This is a genomic window from Enterobacter cloacae complex sp. IR53041, from assembly GCF_049238285.1.
GTDB classification, from domain to species: Bacteria; Pseudomonadota; Gammaproteobacteria; order Enterobacterales; family Enterobacteriaceae; genus Enterobacter; species Enterobacter roggenkampii.
Window position 1 is genome coordinate 21,683 of the sequence record NZ_JBMKHB010000002.1, and the last position, 13,280, is coordinate 34,962.

At 55.2% G+C, this 13,280-nt stretch carries 18 protein-coding genes; 6 read left to right on the forward strand and 12 right to left on the reverse strand.

The genetic code is table 11. The features are described from left to right. Positions 1-3: 3 nt before the first annotated feature. The 9 genes from ACOTXF_RS01540 to mdtH form a co-directional block, all read right to left on the reverse strand. Positions 4-582: a YceI family protein gene (locus tag ACOTXF_RS01540; protein ID WP_316937074.1), complete on the reverse strand. Its 579-nt coding sequence runs from the start codon at positions 580-582 to the stop codon at positions 4-6. Position 583: 1 nt separating this feature from the next. Beyond that, on the reverse strand, positions 584-1,150 hold the full coding sequence (locus tag ACOTXF_RS01545) for a cytochrome b (protein WP_023343748.1): 567 nt from the start codon (positions 1,148-1,150) through the stop codon (positions 584-586). A 208-nt stretch (positions 1,151-1,358) separates the two neighbouring features. Next, positions 1,359-1,472, reverse strand: coding sequence for a DUF2770 family protein (locus ACOTXF_RS01550; RefSeq protein ID WP_021240776.1), 114 nt, complete (start codon positions 1,470-1,472; stop codon positions 1,359-1,361). A gap of 59 nt (positions 1,473-1,531) precedes the next feature. Next, the gene (solA, locus tag ACOTXF_RS01555) at positions 1,532-2,650 is read right to left on the reverse strand and encodes an N-methyl-L-tryptophan oxidase (protein WP_047744957.1); all 1,119 of its coding nucleotides are present in this window, start codon (positions 2,648-2,650) and stop codon (positions 1,532-1,534) included. 116 nt (positions 2,651-2,766) lie between these two features. After that, a complete protein-coding gene (bssS, locus tag ACOTXF_RS01560) occupies positions 2,767-3,021 on the reverse strand; it encodes a biofilm formation regulator BssS (RefSeq protein WP_008500827.1) in 255 nt (84 codons plus the stop codon). 274 nt (positions 3,022-3,295) lie between these two features. Continuing rightward, complete coding sequence (gene dinI / locus ACOTXF_RS01565) at positions 3,296-3,541, reverse strand: DNA damage-inducible protein I (RefSeq protein ID WP_008500826.1); 246 nt, start codon at positions 3,539-3,541, stop codon at positions 3,296-3,298. Between the two features lie 74 nt (positions 3,542-3,615). Next, positions 3,616-4,662: a dihydroorotase gene (gene pyrC, locus ACOTXF_RS01570; RefSeq protein WP_047744956.1), complete on the reverse strand. Its 1,047-nt coding sequence runs from the start codon at positions 4,660-4,662 to the stop codon at positions 3,616-3,618. Between the two features lie 127 nt (positions 4,663-4,789). After that, a complete protein-coding gene (locus ACOTXF_RS01575; protein ID WP_008500824.1) occupies positions 4,790-5,350 on the reverse strand; it encodes a lipoprotein in 561 nt (186 codons plus the stop codon). 123 nt (positions 5,351-5,473) lie between these two features. Beyond that, positions 5,474-6,682 carry a multidrug efflux MFS transporter MdtH gene (mdtH, locus tag ACOTXF_RS01580; RefSeq protein ID WP_045406643.1) on the reverse strand — a complete coding sequence of 403 codons (1,209 nt, stop codon included), beginning with the start codon at positions 6,680-6,682 and terminating at the stop codon, positions 5,474-5,476. A gap of 236 nt (positions 6,683-6,918) precedes the next feature. Here mdtH and rimJ point away from each other — a divergent pair, with 236 nt between their 5' ends. The 4 genes from rimJ to murJ all read left to right on the forward strand — a co-directional run bounded on the left by rimJ (position 6,919) and on the right by murJ (position 10,754). Continuing rightward, positions 6,919-7,503 (forward strand): ribosomal protein S5-alanine N-acetyltransferase, encoded by a 585-nt coding sequence (rimJ, locus tag ACOTXF_RS01585; protein WP_008500822.1) that lies wholly within the window; start codon positions 6,919-6,921, stop codon positions 7,501-7,503. A 9-nt stretch (positions 7,504-7,512) separates the two neighbouring features. Then, positions 7,513-8,163, forward strand: a complete 651-nt coding sequence (locus ACOTXF_RS01590) for a YceH family protein (RefSeq protein WP_023343751.1) — start codon at positions 7,513-7,515, stop codon at positions 8,161-8,163. A 2-nt stretch (positions 8,164-8,165) separates the two neighbouring features. Continuing rightward, positions 8,166-9,089, forward strand: coding sequence for a Gfo/Idh/MocA family protein (locus ACOTXF_RS01595; RefSeq protein WP_045417119.1), 924 nt, complete (start codon positions 8,166-8,168; stop codon positions 9,087-9,089). 129 nt (positions 9,090-9,218) lie between these two features. After that, positions 9,219-10,754, forward strand: coding sequence for a murein biosynthesis integral membrane protein MurJ (gene murJ, locus ACOTXF_RS01600; RefSeq protein WP_032674525.1), 1,536 nt, complete (start codon positions 9,219-9,221; stop codon positions 10,752-10,754). Positions 10,755-10,813: 59 nt separating this feature from the next. Here the strand turns inward: murJ and flgN are convergent, their stop codons facing one another. The 3 genes from flgN to flgA all read right to left on the reverse strand — a co-directional run bounded on the left by flgN (position 10,814) and on the right by flgA (position 12,290). Further along, positions 10,814-11,239 (reverse strand): flagella biosynthesis chaperone FlgN, encoded by a 426-nt coding sequence (gene flgN, locus ACOTXF_RS01605; protein WP_008500818.1) that lies wholly within the window; start codon positions 11,237-11,239, stop codon positions 10,814-10,816. 4 nt (positions 11,240-11,243) lie between these two features. Then, entirely contained in the window at positions 11,244-11,537 is a 294-nt protein-coding gene (flgM, locus tag ACOTXF_RS01610) for a flagellar biosynthesis anti-sigma factor FlgM (RefSeq protein ID WP_008500817.1), read from the reverse strand. A 93-nt stretch (positions 11,538-11,630) separates the two neighbouring features. Then, positions 11,631-12,290 carry a flagellar basal body P-ring formation chaperone FlgA gene (flgA, locus tag ACOTXF_RS01615; RefSeq protein ID WP_045417113.1) on the reverse strand — a complete coding sequence of 220 codons (660 nt, stop codon included), beginning with the start codon at positions 12,288-12,290 and terminating at the stop codon, positions 11,631-11,633. A 157-nt stretch (positions 12,291-12,447) separates the two neighbouring features. Between flgA and flgB the strand changes: the two genes are divergently transcribed. Both flgB and flgC read left to right on the forward strand, forming a co-directional pair. After that, positions 12,448-12,864, forward strand: coding sequence for a flagellar basal body rod protein FlgB (gene flgB / locus ACOTXF_RS01620; RefSeq protein WP_008500815.1), 417 nt, complete (start codon positions 12,448-12,450; stop codon positions 12,862-12,864). A 3-nt stretch (positions 12,865-12,867) separates the two neighbouring features. Beyond that, on the forward strand, positions 12,868-13,272 hold the full coding sequence (gene flgC / locus ACOTXF_RS01625; protein ID WP_008500814.1) for a flagellar basal body rod protein FlgC: 405 nt from the start codon (positions 12,868-12,870) through the stop codon (positions 13,270-13,272). Positions 13,273-13,280 lie beyond the last annotated feature (8 nt).

Below are 13,280 nucleotides of genomic sequence, written 5' to 3' on the forward strand. Positions count from 1 at the left end.
TTATTATGATTTCTGCTGTACACCTTCAACGGAAATAATCAGCTCCACGTCCTGAGACGCCGGGCCTAAATCCGTTGTGATATTAAAATCTTTCAGGTGAATTTTCCCTGCCGCTTCGAAGCCTGCGCGTTTACCGCCCCACGGATCGTCACCCTCGCCCAGTAATTTCGCATCAAGCGTGACCGGTTTGGTTACGCCGTTAAGCGTCAGGTTGCCGGTAATATTCAGCTTATCACCCTCTTTCTTCACCTCAGTAGAAGTGAAGGTCGCCTGCGGGAATTTCGCGACGTTGAGGAATTCCCCACTGCGCAGGTGTTTATCGCGCTCTGCGTGGTTCGTGTCGACGCTGTTTGTATTAATGGTCACATTGACTTTATCGGCTGCGGGATTTTTTTCGTCAAAGGTGAATGTGCCGTCAAAATCCTTAAAGGTGCCGTACAGCCAGCTATATCCCAGGTGCTGAATACGGAAATTGACGAAAGCGTGCTGGCCCTCTTTATCTATTTTATAATCCGCCGCCACGGCGGAGCCGGCGGTGAATAACAGAGAACCCAGTGCGATACCCAGCAGGTGTTTTTTCATTTTATGCTCCAGAGTCAACTGACGAGCGGCCAAGCATGCGCTTTAGCGTATCGTCTTTATCAATAAAATGGTGTTTGAGGGCGGCAAGCCCGTGCAGCACGGACAGAATCACCACGCTCCAGGCGAGCCAGAGGTGAACAACCCCCGCCGTGTCGGCCTGAGCGCCGGCATCGCTAAGGGTTGCCGGAACCTCGAACAGGCCAAAAACGTTAATCGGCTTACCGTCAGCCGTCGAAATAAGATAGCCGCTAATCAGGATGGCAAACAGCAGCGCATAAAGGGCAATATGCGCGGCGACTGCACTGACGCGGGTAAATTTGCTATGAGTCTTTTGCGCGGCGGGCGGCGGGGAAATGTGCCGCCAGATCACGCGGAAAACCAGCCCCAGCATCAGCAGGACACCAATACTTTTATGCAATTCCGGTGCCTGGTGATACCAGCCATCGTAATAGCTGAGCGTGACCATCCATAGTCCAAGTCCAAACATACCGTAGACGGCAAGAGCAAATATCCAGTGCAAACCTATGGATATTATTCCGTAGCGCCGGGAGGAGTTACGCCATTGCATCAGAATGTCCATTTTCAAATTAACCGAAGGGTAAAAATGAACGGGAAGGCGGGATATTGCAACTGAAATAATTGGCTATTGATTTTTATTTTATTTATTTCAGCAATTTTGAAAAGGATCGCTAACGCTAATTCAATCTCTTCGTGCAAGATGAAATTATAAGTTTCAATAAAGATAAATTAACGTCAATTATTGTCAGTAAGGCTTTTCAGTAAAATACAATGTAAACAAAATCAATAATGGCCAGCAGCGCCCACAATAAGAGATAGAGCATAAAATGCTCGCGAATATTATTCATCAGAAAGCTAACGATCTTGCGCATAACGCCCCAACATGCGGTGTGAATGAAGCGGGCCCCGTGACCTCCGGAGCCCGTGCGGATTATCCGTTAAAACGCGAGAGGGAGAAGGGCGTCAGATCAAACTGCGGCGCAATGCCCTGGGCAAACTGCGCGGCGATTTCACCCAGAACGGAAGCAAACTTAAAGCCGTGGCCGCTCAGTCCGGTGATGAGCAGGGTGTTGTCATGCCCCGGCAGCGTATCAATGATAAAGTCTTCATCCGGCGTATTGTCGTAGGTACAGGCCGCGCCATACAGCAAGCCACCGACGCCCGGAAGAATAGTGCGCAGGAACGGGAAGGCCTCTGAACCATCCTGTGGGAAGGCGCCGAAAGGTTTACGCTCTTCAGGGGAGGAGATCGCCTGGCCGCCGTTGTGTTTACCGATTTTCAGCGCGTCTTTTTCTGACGGGAAGCCGTAGAACTGGTCGCCGTTGGGTAATTCGCCGGTGAAGGCCGGGAATTTATTCTGGGCGCTGTAACGACCATCCGACTGGAACCAGGAGAAGACCTTGCGCACCGGCTGGATCGGCAGATCGGGCAGCAGGCGGGTAACCCAGGTACCTGCGCTGACCAGCAGGCGGGACGCTGAATAATCGCCGTCAATAGTGGTGACCGTGACGCCATTATCATCATGGGTGATGGCCTCTACCGGACAGTTGAACAGCTGCGCGCAGCCTGCCTTCGCAGCAAGCTCGATCCAGGTTTTGATCGCCGTTTCGCAATGGAGCACCCCGGAGTGGGCTTCAAAGAGGCCAATATAATCGTCCGGGACGGTAATTTCGGGCCAGCGTGCGGTAATGCCCGTCGCGTCCAGCTTCTCAACGTCCAGATTAAACGCTTTCGCGCTGCGTTCGACGCCAGCGAGAAACGCAGAATGTGCCGGGCCCAGGTTGATGACGCCCGTACGCTCGAAAATACGATCTTCGGTCTGTTTCGCCAGTTCATCCCAGAGCGTCTGGGCGCGAAGCACCAGCGGAACGTAGCGTTCACCTTCACCGTACGCATGGCGGATGAGGCGGGTATCGCCATGATGGCTGCCTTCCGCATGAGGAGGCAGATGGCTATCGATCATCAGAACCTTCAGACCTGCCTGTGTTGCGTAATAGCCTGCGGCAGATCCTACGGAGCCGCTGCCAATAATGATTAAGTCGTATCTCATATGCATCTCATAAACTGATGTTTTGTTAGCAGAGTAATTAACAACGCGGGGTTAGACAAGGGAGAAATAAATAAGGCACCGCGAGGGTGCCTGTAGAGAGAAAAGTGGGCATAAGCTTAGTGCCGTTTATACTCATTTTCCTGATAGTCGCCAGATTCTATTTTTGCAATACCTGCTTCTAAAATAGAAATAAACTGACGGGCGACGTCTGTTGTTAGCCACAGCGTCTGTCCAACTTCCGCTTCTTCACGGTTGAGTTGATTTGGGGTCTGGTAGTGCAAACGCAGCATCAGCGCATCGTAGCTATCTACGGTACTGATATCCCAGCCAACAAGTGGGTGGGTCTGGATGACTTCACTATTCTTTTCCATTATAACCCCCTTAATGCGTGTTAGAAGACAACGGCTTTGAGGTTCAATGCATGTTTTTCTGAAAGCAACTTCAGTATACCAAGTAATAAGGGTTCCGAAGGGAAAAATAAACAGGTGGCAACACATTTTTCTGCTTTTTAGGATTGTTCGAACAATAAAACACCATCTCGTTCACGATTTTTAAAGAAGATGCCGAATTATTTTGAACTTACAGGATTATGAGGCAAAAAAAAGCCGGGGCGACCCGGCAAAAAAACACAATGAGGGAGCAGTGTTAATCCGTGATGAACCAGTCGTCAGCGCTTTCCCACGTTTCCTGGAGGATTTCGCTGATGCGATCTTTATCTTCTTTTGCGGCGCCAATGACGGAGAGGTTGTTCGCCGCGGCGTAACGCACCGTGACGGCACCCGCGTTGTCGGGAAAGGTGTTGTTAATACGACGGGATAATTCGCCTGCCAGTGCATCAAGCGCGCCGGCAGGCAGAACGGTAGTTTTGGCTATGGTGACTTCAATACGCATAAATGCCCCCTGTGTAATATACTGTTTATTTATACAGGTATATTATCAGTTTGACAACAAGGGGCACTGATTTTTTAACGTTTTACCGTCCAGCTTACGGTTTCACCCGCCAGGAAGGGGATCAGCGTGTCGTCCGTCAGGGCAATGGACTCCTCAACGTGGCTCGCTTTACGCTCCAGTTCGATGAAGGTGTCGTTGACCGGCAGGCCGTAGAAGCGCGGGCCGTTAAGGGAGCAGAATGCTTCGAAATGTTCCAGCGCGTTCATCTCTTCAAACACGGTTGCGTAGCTGGCAAGCGCCGTTGGGGCGTTGAAGCAGCCCGCGCAGCCGCAGCTCGCCTCTTTACGATGGCGGGCGTGAGGCGCGGAATCAGTACCGAGGAACGCGCGGGAGAACCCGCTGGCGACCAGCTCGCGCAGCGCCTGCTGGTGGATGTTGCGCTTAAGAATAGGCAGGCAGTAGAGGTGAGGGCGCACCCCGCCCACCAGCATGTGGTTACGGTTAAACATCAGGTGCTGTGGCGTAATGGTGGCGGCGATAAGATCGTTGCCGTCACGCACGTACTCTGCCGCGTCTTTGGTGGTGATATGCTCGAAGACCACCTTCAGCGCCGGCAGGCGCTGGCGCAAAGGCTCCATCACGGTCTCGATAAAACGGGCTTCGCGGTCGAAGATATCAATCTCGGCATGCGTTACTTCGCCGTGAACCAGCAGCGGCATACCCAGTTTCTGCATGCGTTCCAGCACCGGCATAATGGCATCAATGCTGGTGACGCCGTGGCTGGAGTTGGTGGTGGCATTCGCCGGGTAGAGTTTCGCTGCCGTAAAGACGCCTTCGTTAAACCCGCGCTCCACTTCGTTCGGATCCAGTGAATCGGTCAGATAGCAGGTCATCAACGGGGTAAAATCGTGTCCCGCAGGAACGGCGTCGAGAATGCGCTGGCGATAGGCTATCGCGGCATCGACGGTGGTGACTGGTGGCACCAGGTTAGGCATGACAATCGCGCGGCCATAAATTTCGCTGCTATAAGGCACGACGGTTTTCAGCATATCGCCATCACGCAGATGGATATGCCAGTCGTCAGGGCGGCGGATTTTAAGAACCTGGGGTTGTGCAGTCATGGAAGCTCCGGCTTGTCAGGAATCAGTCATAAGGATGGCTGTTTTTGCCGGACACAAATCATAAGCGGAAACGTTTTCGTTTGCACACTTTTCCGTGAAAAAAAAGGGCGCCGCAGCGCCCTTCAGATTAATCGGTGAAAGGAATGATAATTTCGCCCGGTTTCACCTCTATACCTTTTGCATATTTTTTCGCCAGAGCTTCACCCTTGCTTTTGTCTTCACTTAAGACGTACGCGGGCTGCTGGTTAAAGTAATTCCGCAGCGACTGATTCAGATAGGGCATCAGGGTTTGCAGAACCGGCGCCATCTTGTCCGGAGACACCTTCGCGTCGACCACTTCCATCTCCTGCAGGAAAATCGCCCCTTTCTCTTTGTTGAAAACAGGGAGTGCCTTCAGCTTGAGCTTGATGTTGGCTTTCTGATTGCCAAAGAGGGAGGACATATCGAGGTCCGCATCACCGGCCAGGGTGACTTTGTTTGGCTCTTCACGTCCGATTTGACTGGTGAGGTTTGTGAGCACGATATGCGCATCGGCAAGACCCGGTACGCCAATGTCTTTCGAGAAATTGTTATGTTTTTCCAGCGCCTGATTAATTTCCTGTTCACTGACGGTGTATTGCGTGAGCTGGTTACAGCCAACCAGCAGGCCGCTGACAATCAATGCCGCGGCTAAGACAATTTTCTTCATAGTGTTCCTCAACGAAAAATCGGCGCTTCTGTCCTGTTACGCCAGTATGTCAGCGTGAATGGGCAGAAACCAGCAGAAAAAACTGAGAAGTGGGGCGGGAAGGGCTCCCGCCCGAGGGAAAGGCTACGCGCCAGGCTCGAGCATGCTGCTCGCGCTGCGTTTCTGGCTGAACTGCCACCACAGGGCGAGTAGCGTCATAAAGCCCACCACGCCCAGCATCATCCACGGAAGTTCAGGTTGATTTAACGCTTTGCCAGCATCAAACAACCAGCCGCCGCCGGCGTAACCTAATGCCCCGCCAAGCGCCAGCCCCAGTCGGCTGAACCCCATATAGCTGCCGCGTGCACGCGCATCCGCAAGCGAGGCGCTCAGCGTTTCGCGGGCAGGCTCGGCGATGATCGAGCCAATATAGAACGTGCAAATCAACGTAAACAGCTGCTGGAGCGTGTTCACCAGGCCGATCGGCATCATGCTCAGCGTCATCAGGAACAGTCCGGCCATCAGGCGATGCTCCAGGCGAAAACGCCGCTCGCTCCAGCGGGCAATCGGATAGAGGAGCGTTAACGACAGGCAGGCTTCGATGGCGTACATCCATTTCACCGCCGCAGGGGTACCTGCAATGTCGTTAACCATGATCGGCAGCATCAGCATGACCTGCACGGCCAGCATGTAATATCCCGTCAGGGTCAACACATAGGTGACAAAACGTTTGTCGCGCAGAACGCGGCCCAGCCCTTCCCGAACCGGCGCTTTCACCGTTGACAGTTTCCACGCCGGCAGGAACAGGCCATTAAACAGCGCGCACAGCATAAAGAGCACCGCCCCAGCCGCGCAGACCAGACGGAAATCATACTGCAGCAGCCAGCTTCCCAGCAGGGCGCCGATAACCGCCCCGGCACTGTCCTGCATCATCAGAATGGAGAAGAAACGGCCGCGGTGCTGCGGGCGAATCAGCTTTACCACCAGCGCGGTGCGGGGCGGATCGAACAGCGTGCCCCCGATACCGGAGAGGAAACAGGAGAACCAGAGCAGCCAGGGCTCCTGGGCGACCGCCATCGTGGCAAACCCTGCCGCGCGCAGCAGCATACCGGTGACGATCATCGGTTTCGCGCCAAAACGGTCGGCAATGGCCCCGCCAAAGACGCCCAGGCCCTGCTGGACAAACTGGCGTAGCCCCAGGGCAATGCCGACCATTAATGCCGCCCAGCCCATCTGATCGACAAAGCGGATCGAAATAAGCGGAAAAACGACAAAAAAGCCGAGCACGACCAGCATGTTATCGACGAGCAGGAAATATTTACCCAGGCTCCTGGCCTGTGATACGCGGGACATTTTCCCTCCAGGGAAAATAAGATGGTGAGCACGCTAACATTCTGCGGTGTCGCCGCGTTTTTTCCCACCCCTGCACGTGACAATATTTTTTTATCAAAAGGGTGCTTTGATAGAGAGTTCTCATCGAAAAATGTGAAAAGAGGTGAAAATGGTATGTCACTGTTTTCACAGACGGCGCAGGCGCAGGTATAGTAAAGCTAATGGGCAGGCTGAAGTGACGGGAAGGAGTGGTATCGATGTTTGGCTATCGCAGTAATGTGCCAAAAGTGCGTCTGACAACGGACAGGCTGGTCGTTCGTCTGGTGCATGAGCGTGATGCCTGGCGTCTGGCGGATTATTACGCCGAGAATCGCCAGTTTTTAAAACCCTGGGAACCCGTTCGGGATGAGAGTCATTGTTACCCTTCCGGCTGGCAGGCGCGCCTCAGCATGATTACGGAATTTCACAAGCAGGGCAGCGCGTTTTATTTCGCGCTGCTGGATCCTGAAGAGAAAGAGATTATCGGGATCGCCAATTTTTCAAACGTGGTGCGGGGATCGTTTCACGCCTGCTACCTGGGCTACTCCATCGGCCAGAAGTGGCAGGGGCAGGGGCTGATGTACGAGGCGCTGACGGTAGCGATCCGCTATATGCAACGCACCCAGCACATTCATCGCATTATGGCGAACTATATGCCGCATAACCAGCGCAGCGGAAATCTGCTGGCGCGTTTAGGGTTCGAGAAAGAGGGTTACGCCAAAGACTATCTGCTGATAGACGGAGAGTGGCGCGACCACGTTCTGACGGCATTAACCACCCGGGACTGGACTGCAGGTCGTTAAGGAGAAAAGATGAAGTATCAGCTAAACGGTACAGAAGCGCGCGTGATTGGGTGCTTACTCGAAAAACAGGTCACCACGCCGGAGCAGTATCCGCTGTCCGTCAACGCCGTGACCATGGCCTGCAACCAGAAAACCAACCGCGAGCCGGTGATGAACCTCAGCGAGTATGAGGTTCAGGACGTGCTGGATGCGCTGGTCAAACGCCACTATCTGCGCACCGTCAGCGGCTTCGGCAACCGCGTGACCAAATACGAACAGCGCTTCTGTAACTCCGAATTTGGTGACCTGAAGCTGAGCAGTGCGGAAGTGGCGGTCATCACCACGCTGCTGCTGCGCGGTGCGCAAACGCCGGGAGAACTGCGCACGCGCGCTTCCCGCATGCATGAGTTCAGCGATATGCAGGAGGTCGAGCAGACCCTCGAAGGGCTGGCCGCGCGTGAAGACGGTCCTTACGTGGTGCGTCTGGCGCGCGAGCCGGGCAAGCGTGAAAGCCGCTATATGCACCTGTTCAGCGGTGAAGTTGATAGTTCAGTTAAATCCAGCGCAACCGACATAACGGCCGTAGATGATGATTTGGTTGCCCGCGTAGCGGCGCTGGAAGACGAGGTCGCCGGGCTGAAACAGCGTCTGGATGCCCTGCTGGCACATTTGGGAGACTGACGGTGAAAAAATTACGCATTGGCGTAGTAGGGCTGGGCGGTATTGCACAAAAAGCCTGGCTGCCGGTTCTGGGGGCAGCGACGGACTGGACGCTGCAAGGGGCATGGTCACCCACGCGCGAGAAAGCCGAGCGGATCTGCGAAACCTGGCGTATGCCGTATGCGGCATCGCTTCAGGATCTGGCCCGCGAGTGCGATGCGGTCTTTGTGCATACCTCAACGTCTACCCACTATCAGGTCGTGAGCGAGCTGCTCAATGCGGGCGTTCACGTTTGCGTGGATAAACCGCTGGCGGAAAATGTTCCGGACGCGGAACGCCTGATTGAGCTGGCGGCGCGTAAAAAACTGACGCTGATGGTCGGCTTCAACCGCCGCTTCGCGCCCCTTTACCAGCAGCTCAAGGCACAGTCGGGCACGTTTGCCTCGCTGCGGATGGATAAGCACCGCACGGATAGCATCGGGCCGAACGATTTGCGCTTCACGCTGCTGGATGATTATCTCCACGTTGTGGATACGGCGCTGTGGCTCGCCGGCAGCAACGCGCAGCTGCAAAGTGGCACGCTGCTCACGAACGAGCAGGGTGAAATGGTCTACGCCGAACACCATTTCGCGATTGACCATCTGCAGATCACGACCAGCATGCATCGTCGTGCCGGCAGCCAGCGAGAATGCGTCCAGGCCGTCACCGACGGGGCGTTGTACGACATTACCGACATGCGTGAATGGCGGGAAGAGAAGGGCAGCGGCGTGGTGACGCTCCCCGCGCCTGGCTGGCAGAGCACGCTTGAACAGCGCGGTTTTGCCGGTTGCGCCCGCCACTTCATCACCTGCGTGCAAAATCAGACGGTTCCTGAAACGTCCGGCGAGCAGGCCATCATGGCGCAGCGCATTGTGGAAAGGCTCTGGCGCGAGGCCATGAGTGAATAACTCGCTGTAACATCTGCGGATAGTAATTCGTTGAAATCCGGGTAGACTAAGCGCCGCTTGTAGGCTTTGCCGGGTGGCGCTTACGCTTGCCCGTCCTGGAAATCCGTATGGTTCTGGAAATTCACGTTAATGAACTTATTAAAATCGCTGGCAGCCGTCAGCTCGATGACCATGTTTTCCCGCGTGCTGGGTTTTGCGCGCGACGCCATTGTGGCAAGGGTATTTGGTGCAGGGATGGCCACGGACGCCTTTTTCGTCGCGTTCAAATTACCGAACCTGCTGCGTCGTATTTTTGCGGAAGGGGCGTTTTCCCAGGCATTCGTCCCGATCCTGGCAGAATATAAAAGCAAGCAGGGCGAGGACGCCACGCGCGTCTTTGTGTCTTATGTCTCCGGCCTCCTGACGCTGGCGCTGGCGGTGGTGACCGTCCTCGGGATGCTGGCCGCGCCCTGGGTGATTATGGTGACCGCGCCCGGCTTTGCCGATACGGCCGACAAGTTTGCCCTGACCTCGCAGCTGTTGCGCATTACTTTCCCCTATATTCTGCTGATCTCGCTGGCCTCGCTGGTGGGGGCGATCCTCAATACCTGGAACCGCTTCTCTGTACCGGCGTTTGCGCCGACGTTTCTTAACGTCAGCATGATCGGCTTTGCCCTGTTCGCCGCCCCGCACTTCAACCCGCCGGTGCTGGCGCTGGCCTGGGCGGTCACCGTCGGCGGCGTGCTGCAGCTGGCGTATCAGCTGCCGCACCTGAAAAAAATCGGCATGCTGGTGCTGCCGCGCATCAACCTCAAAGATGCCGGGGCGATGCGCGTCATCAAGCAGATGGGGCCCGCCATTCTCGGCGTCTCCGTCAGCCAGATCTCGCTGATTATCAATACCATCTTTGCCTCGTTCCTGGTGTCCGGCTCGGTTTCCTGGATGTACTACGCCGACCGCCTGATGGAGTTTCCGTCCGGGGTGCTGGGCGTGGCGTTGGGGACCATCCTGCTGCCGTCGCTGTCGAAAAGTTTTGCCAGCGGCAATCATGATGAGTATTGCCGCCTGATGGACTGGGGCCTGCGTCTCTGCTTCCTGCTGGCCCTGCCAAGCGCGGTGGCGCTGGGTATTCTGGCCAAACCGCTGACGGTGTCGCTCTTCCAGTACGGGAAATTCACTGCCTTCGATGCCGCCATGACCCAGCGCGCGCTGATTGCCTACTCGGTGGGACTGATGGGGCTGATCGTGGTGAAAGTGCTGGCGCCGGGCTTTTACTCGCGTCAGGACATCAAAACGCCGGTAAAAATTGCCATCGTGACGCTGATTATGACGCAGCTGATGAACCTGGCGTTTATTGGTCCGCTGAAACATGCCGGCCTGTCATTATCGATTGGTCTCGCGGCCTGTCTGAATGCCGGCCTGCTCTACTGGCAGCTGCGCAAGCAGGATATTTTCACGCCGCAGCCGGGTTGGGGCAGTTTCCTGATGCGTCTGATCGTTGCGGTACTGGTGATGTCTGCCGCGCTGCTTGGCATGATGCACGTGATGCCGGAGTGGTCCCTGGGCACGATGCCTTATCGTCTGATGCGCCTGATGGCCGTGGTGTGCGTTGGTGTGGTGGCGTACTTTGCCACGCTCGCGGTGCTGGGTTTCAAAGTAAAAGAGTTTGCCCGCCGGACGGCATAAACGCCAAAAGGGGAGTTCACCTCATGGTGCTCCCCACTGCATGATGAGTCGCTTATGCGTCAAATCGAAATCTTTTTCACACCTGCAATACGCGCCGTCGCCGTCTGACCATCCGCACCGTACAGACCGGTTTCTTTATGCGGTTTCAACACCTCAAGCGCCTGCTGATTACGCTCAATCTGCCCTTCCAGTAGCCAGCCGTTATGCTGGTTAAGATCGCGCAGGTGCTGGGTTTTTTCGGTAATGGTCTGCCAGCGCTCAATAATATCGTCATTGGCGCTGCGCTTAGGATCTTGCTCAGCGCGTCGCTGCTGCTCCAGATAATCCAGCGTTGCCAGAAGCGAACTTTTGTCTTCAGTAATACGCTGCAGTGCGCTGCCGTTGATGTGACCGGAAGAGAGATGCTGCTGTTCAGCGTCCATTACCGTTTTCAGGTCGTTCAGGACAACCGTCATTTGATCCAGTATTTCTGACAGTCGACTCATACGGTTAGTTACTCTGTAAGAAACTCTGTGCTTCCTGAATCAGGGCGTCAGCGATTTTGCTGGTGTCCATTTTCAGCTCACCGTTACGAATAGCTGTTTTCAGCGCTTCAACACGTTCCATATTGATATCGTTGCTGCCCGGCTGCATCAGTTTTGCCTGCGCGTCGCTCAGGGTCACGCTGGTGCTGTTGGACGTTGACGGTTTTTCCAGGCGCGTTTTCTGCGCCGTTGCGTCATTCGTTTCGCGAGGTTGTACAGCGCTTACCGGCTTCAGGGCTGATGTACGATCAATGCTCATAGTGTTGTCCTCATCGAGGGTTCGCGGCGTTTGCGCCTGACATCATCATTAGTGGAATATTTATCGGCACGCGCCGCGAAATCTTTAAAAAGATTATAGGTTAATCAGAATATTCCCATCAGCATCGACGGTTCCGCTCACCACCTGGCCTGAGGACATTCTGACGCGGGCGTTTTGCGCCACCGCGGCATTGTTCAACGCTTTCCCTTCACTGTTGATGCTAAAGCCATCTCCGTTGGCCACCACCATCACCTGTTGGCCTGCTTTTACCCGCCATGCCTGACGCAGCATGGAGATCTGTATCGGCTGGCCTGGCGCGACGTCGCGCAGGCTGACGGCGTCCTGTGCCTGGTTAATATCCAGCATGGTGCGTGGCGGCAGCTGATCCAGACGGCCGCGCTTCAAGGTCACGCTGTTTGTCTGCAGTACGCTGCCGCGCGCAATGGGCACGGCGGCGACAACATAATTGCCCGTCGCCTGAACGGCAACCTGTAAATAGCGTTTTTCGTTGGCGCAGCGTGCCAGCACGTTCACATTCCCCCAGAGCTTTGTGAACCCTACCACGCTGAAGGACGGCTGGTCGCACGTCGGGTACAGATTCGGTGGCGTGCGCACGGTAACGGTCACGTCATCGCTAAAGCCTGCCAGTTTTTCAGCAAAAAAAGCCGTTAGCCGATCCTGTAACCCATCAGCCTGCGCCAGAGGGCTTAACAGCAAGAGCGCCGCCACCAGACCACGTTTTAACGTTTGCATCGCAAGTTCCACCGTTTCCAGAGTTGAACGAATTCTACCTGCTGTGGTTTTGCATCAACGGAATAAATAGCGACGCATTTTGCGCTTATTCCGTCGATAGGGGAGACCGGGGGAGATTTAAGCTGTGAACTGAAATTTTGCCATCAGCGGAGGAGACATGCTCGATAAACTCGACGCCGCGTTACGTTTTCAGCAGGAAGCGCTCAACTTACGCGCCCAGCGGCAGGAGATTTTAGCCGCCAATATCGCTAACGCCGATACCCCGGGGTATCAGGCGCGCGATATTGATTTTTCCAGTGAACTCAAAAAGGTGATGGAGCGTGGACGTGCCGAAGGAACGGGTGTTGCACTTGCCATGACATCCTCTCGCCATATTCCTGCTCAGGCGATGACCGCGCCAGCGACCGATTTACTTTATCGCATTCCCGATCAGCCCTCACTCGACGGTAACACCGTGGATATGGACCGGGAGCGTACCCAGTTTGCCGACAACAGCCTGAAATACCAGACGGGCCTGACCGTACTCGGCGGACAAATCAAAGGCATGATGAACGTCCTGCAGGGGGGGAATTGATAGATGGCCTTGCTGAATATTTTTGATATCGCCGGTTCGGCGTTAACCGCACAGTCCAAGCGCCTGAACGTGGCCGCCAGTAACCTCGCGAACGCCGACAGCGTCACCGGACCCGACGGCCAGCCTTATCGTGCCAAACAGGTTGTCTTTCAGGTCGATGCTGCGCCAGGCGCGGCGACGGGCGGCGTGAAGGTCTCGGATGTGGTGGAGAGCCAGGCCCCGGACAGGCTGGTGTATGAGCCGGGTAACCCACTGGCGGATGCCAGCGGATACGTGAAGATGCCAAACGTGGATGTGGTGGGTGAGATGGTGAACTCCATGTCGGCTTCCCGTAGCTACCAGGCCAACGTCGAAGTGCTTAATACCGTGAAGAGCATGATGCTCAAAACACTCACTCTCGGCCAGTAAAGGAGACA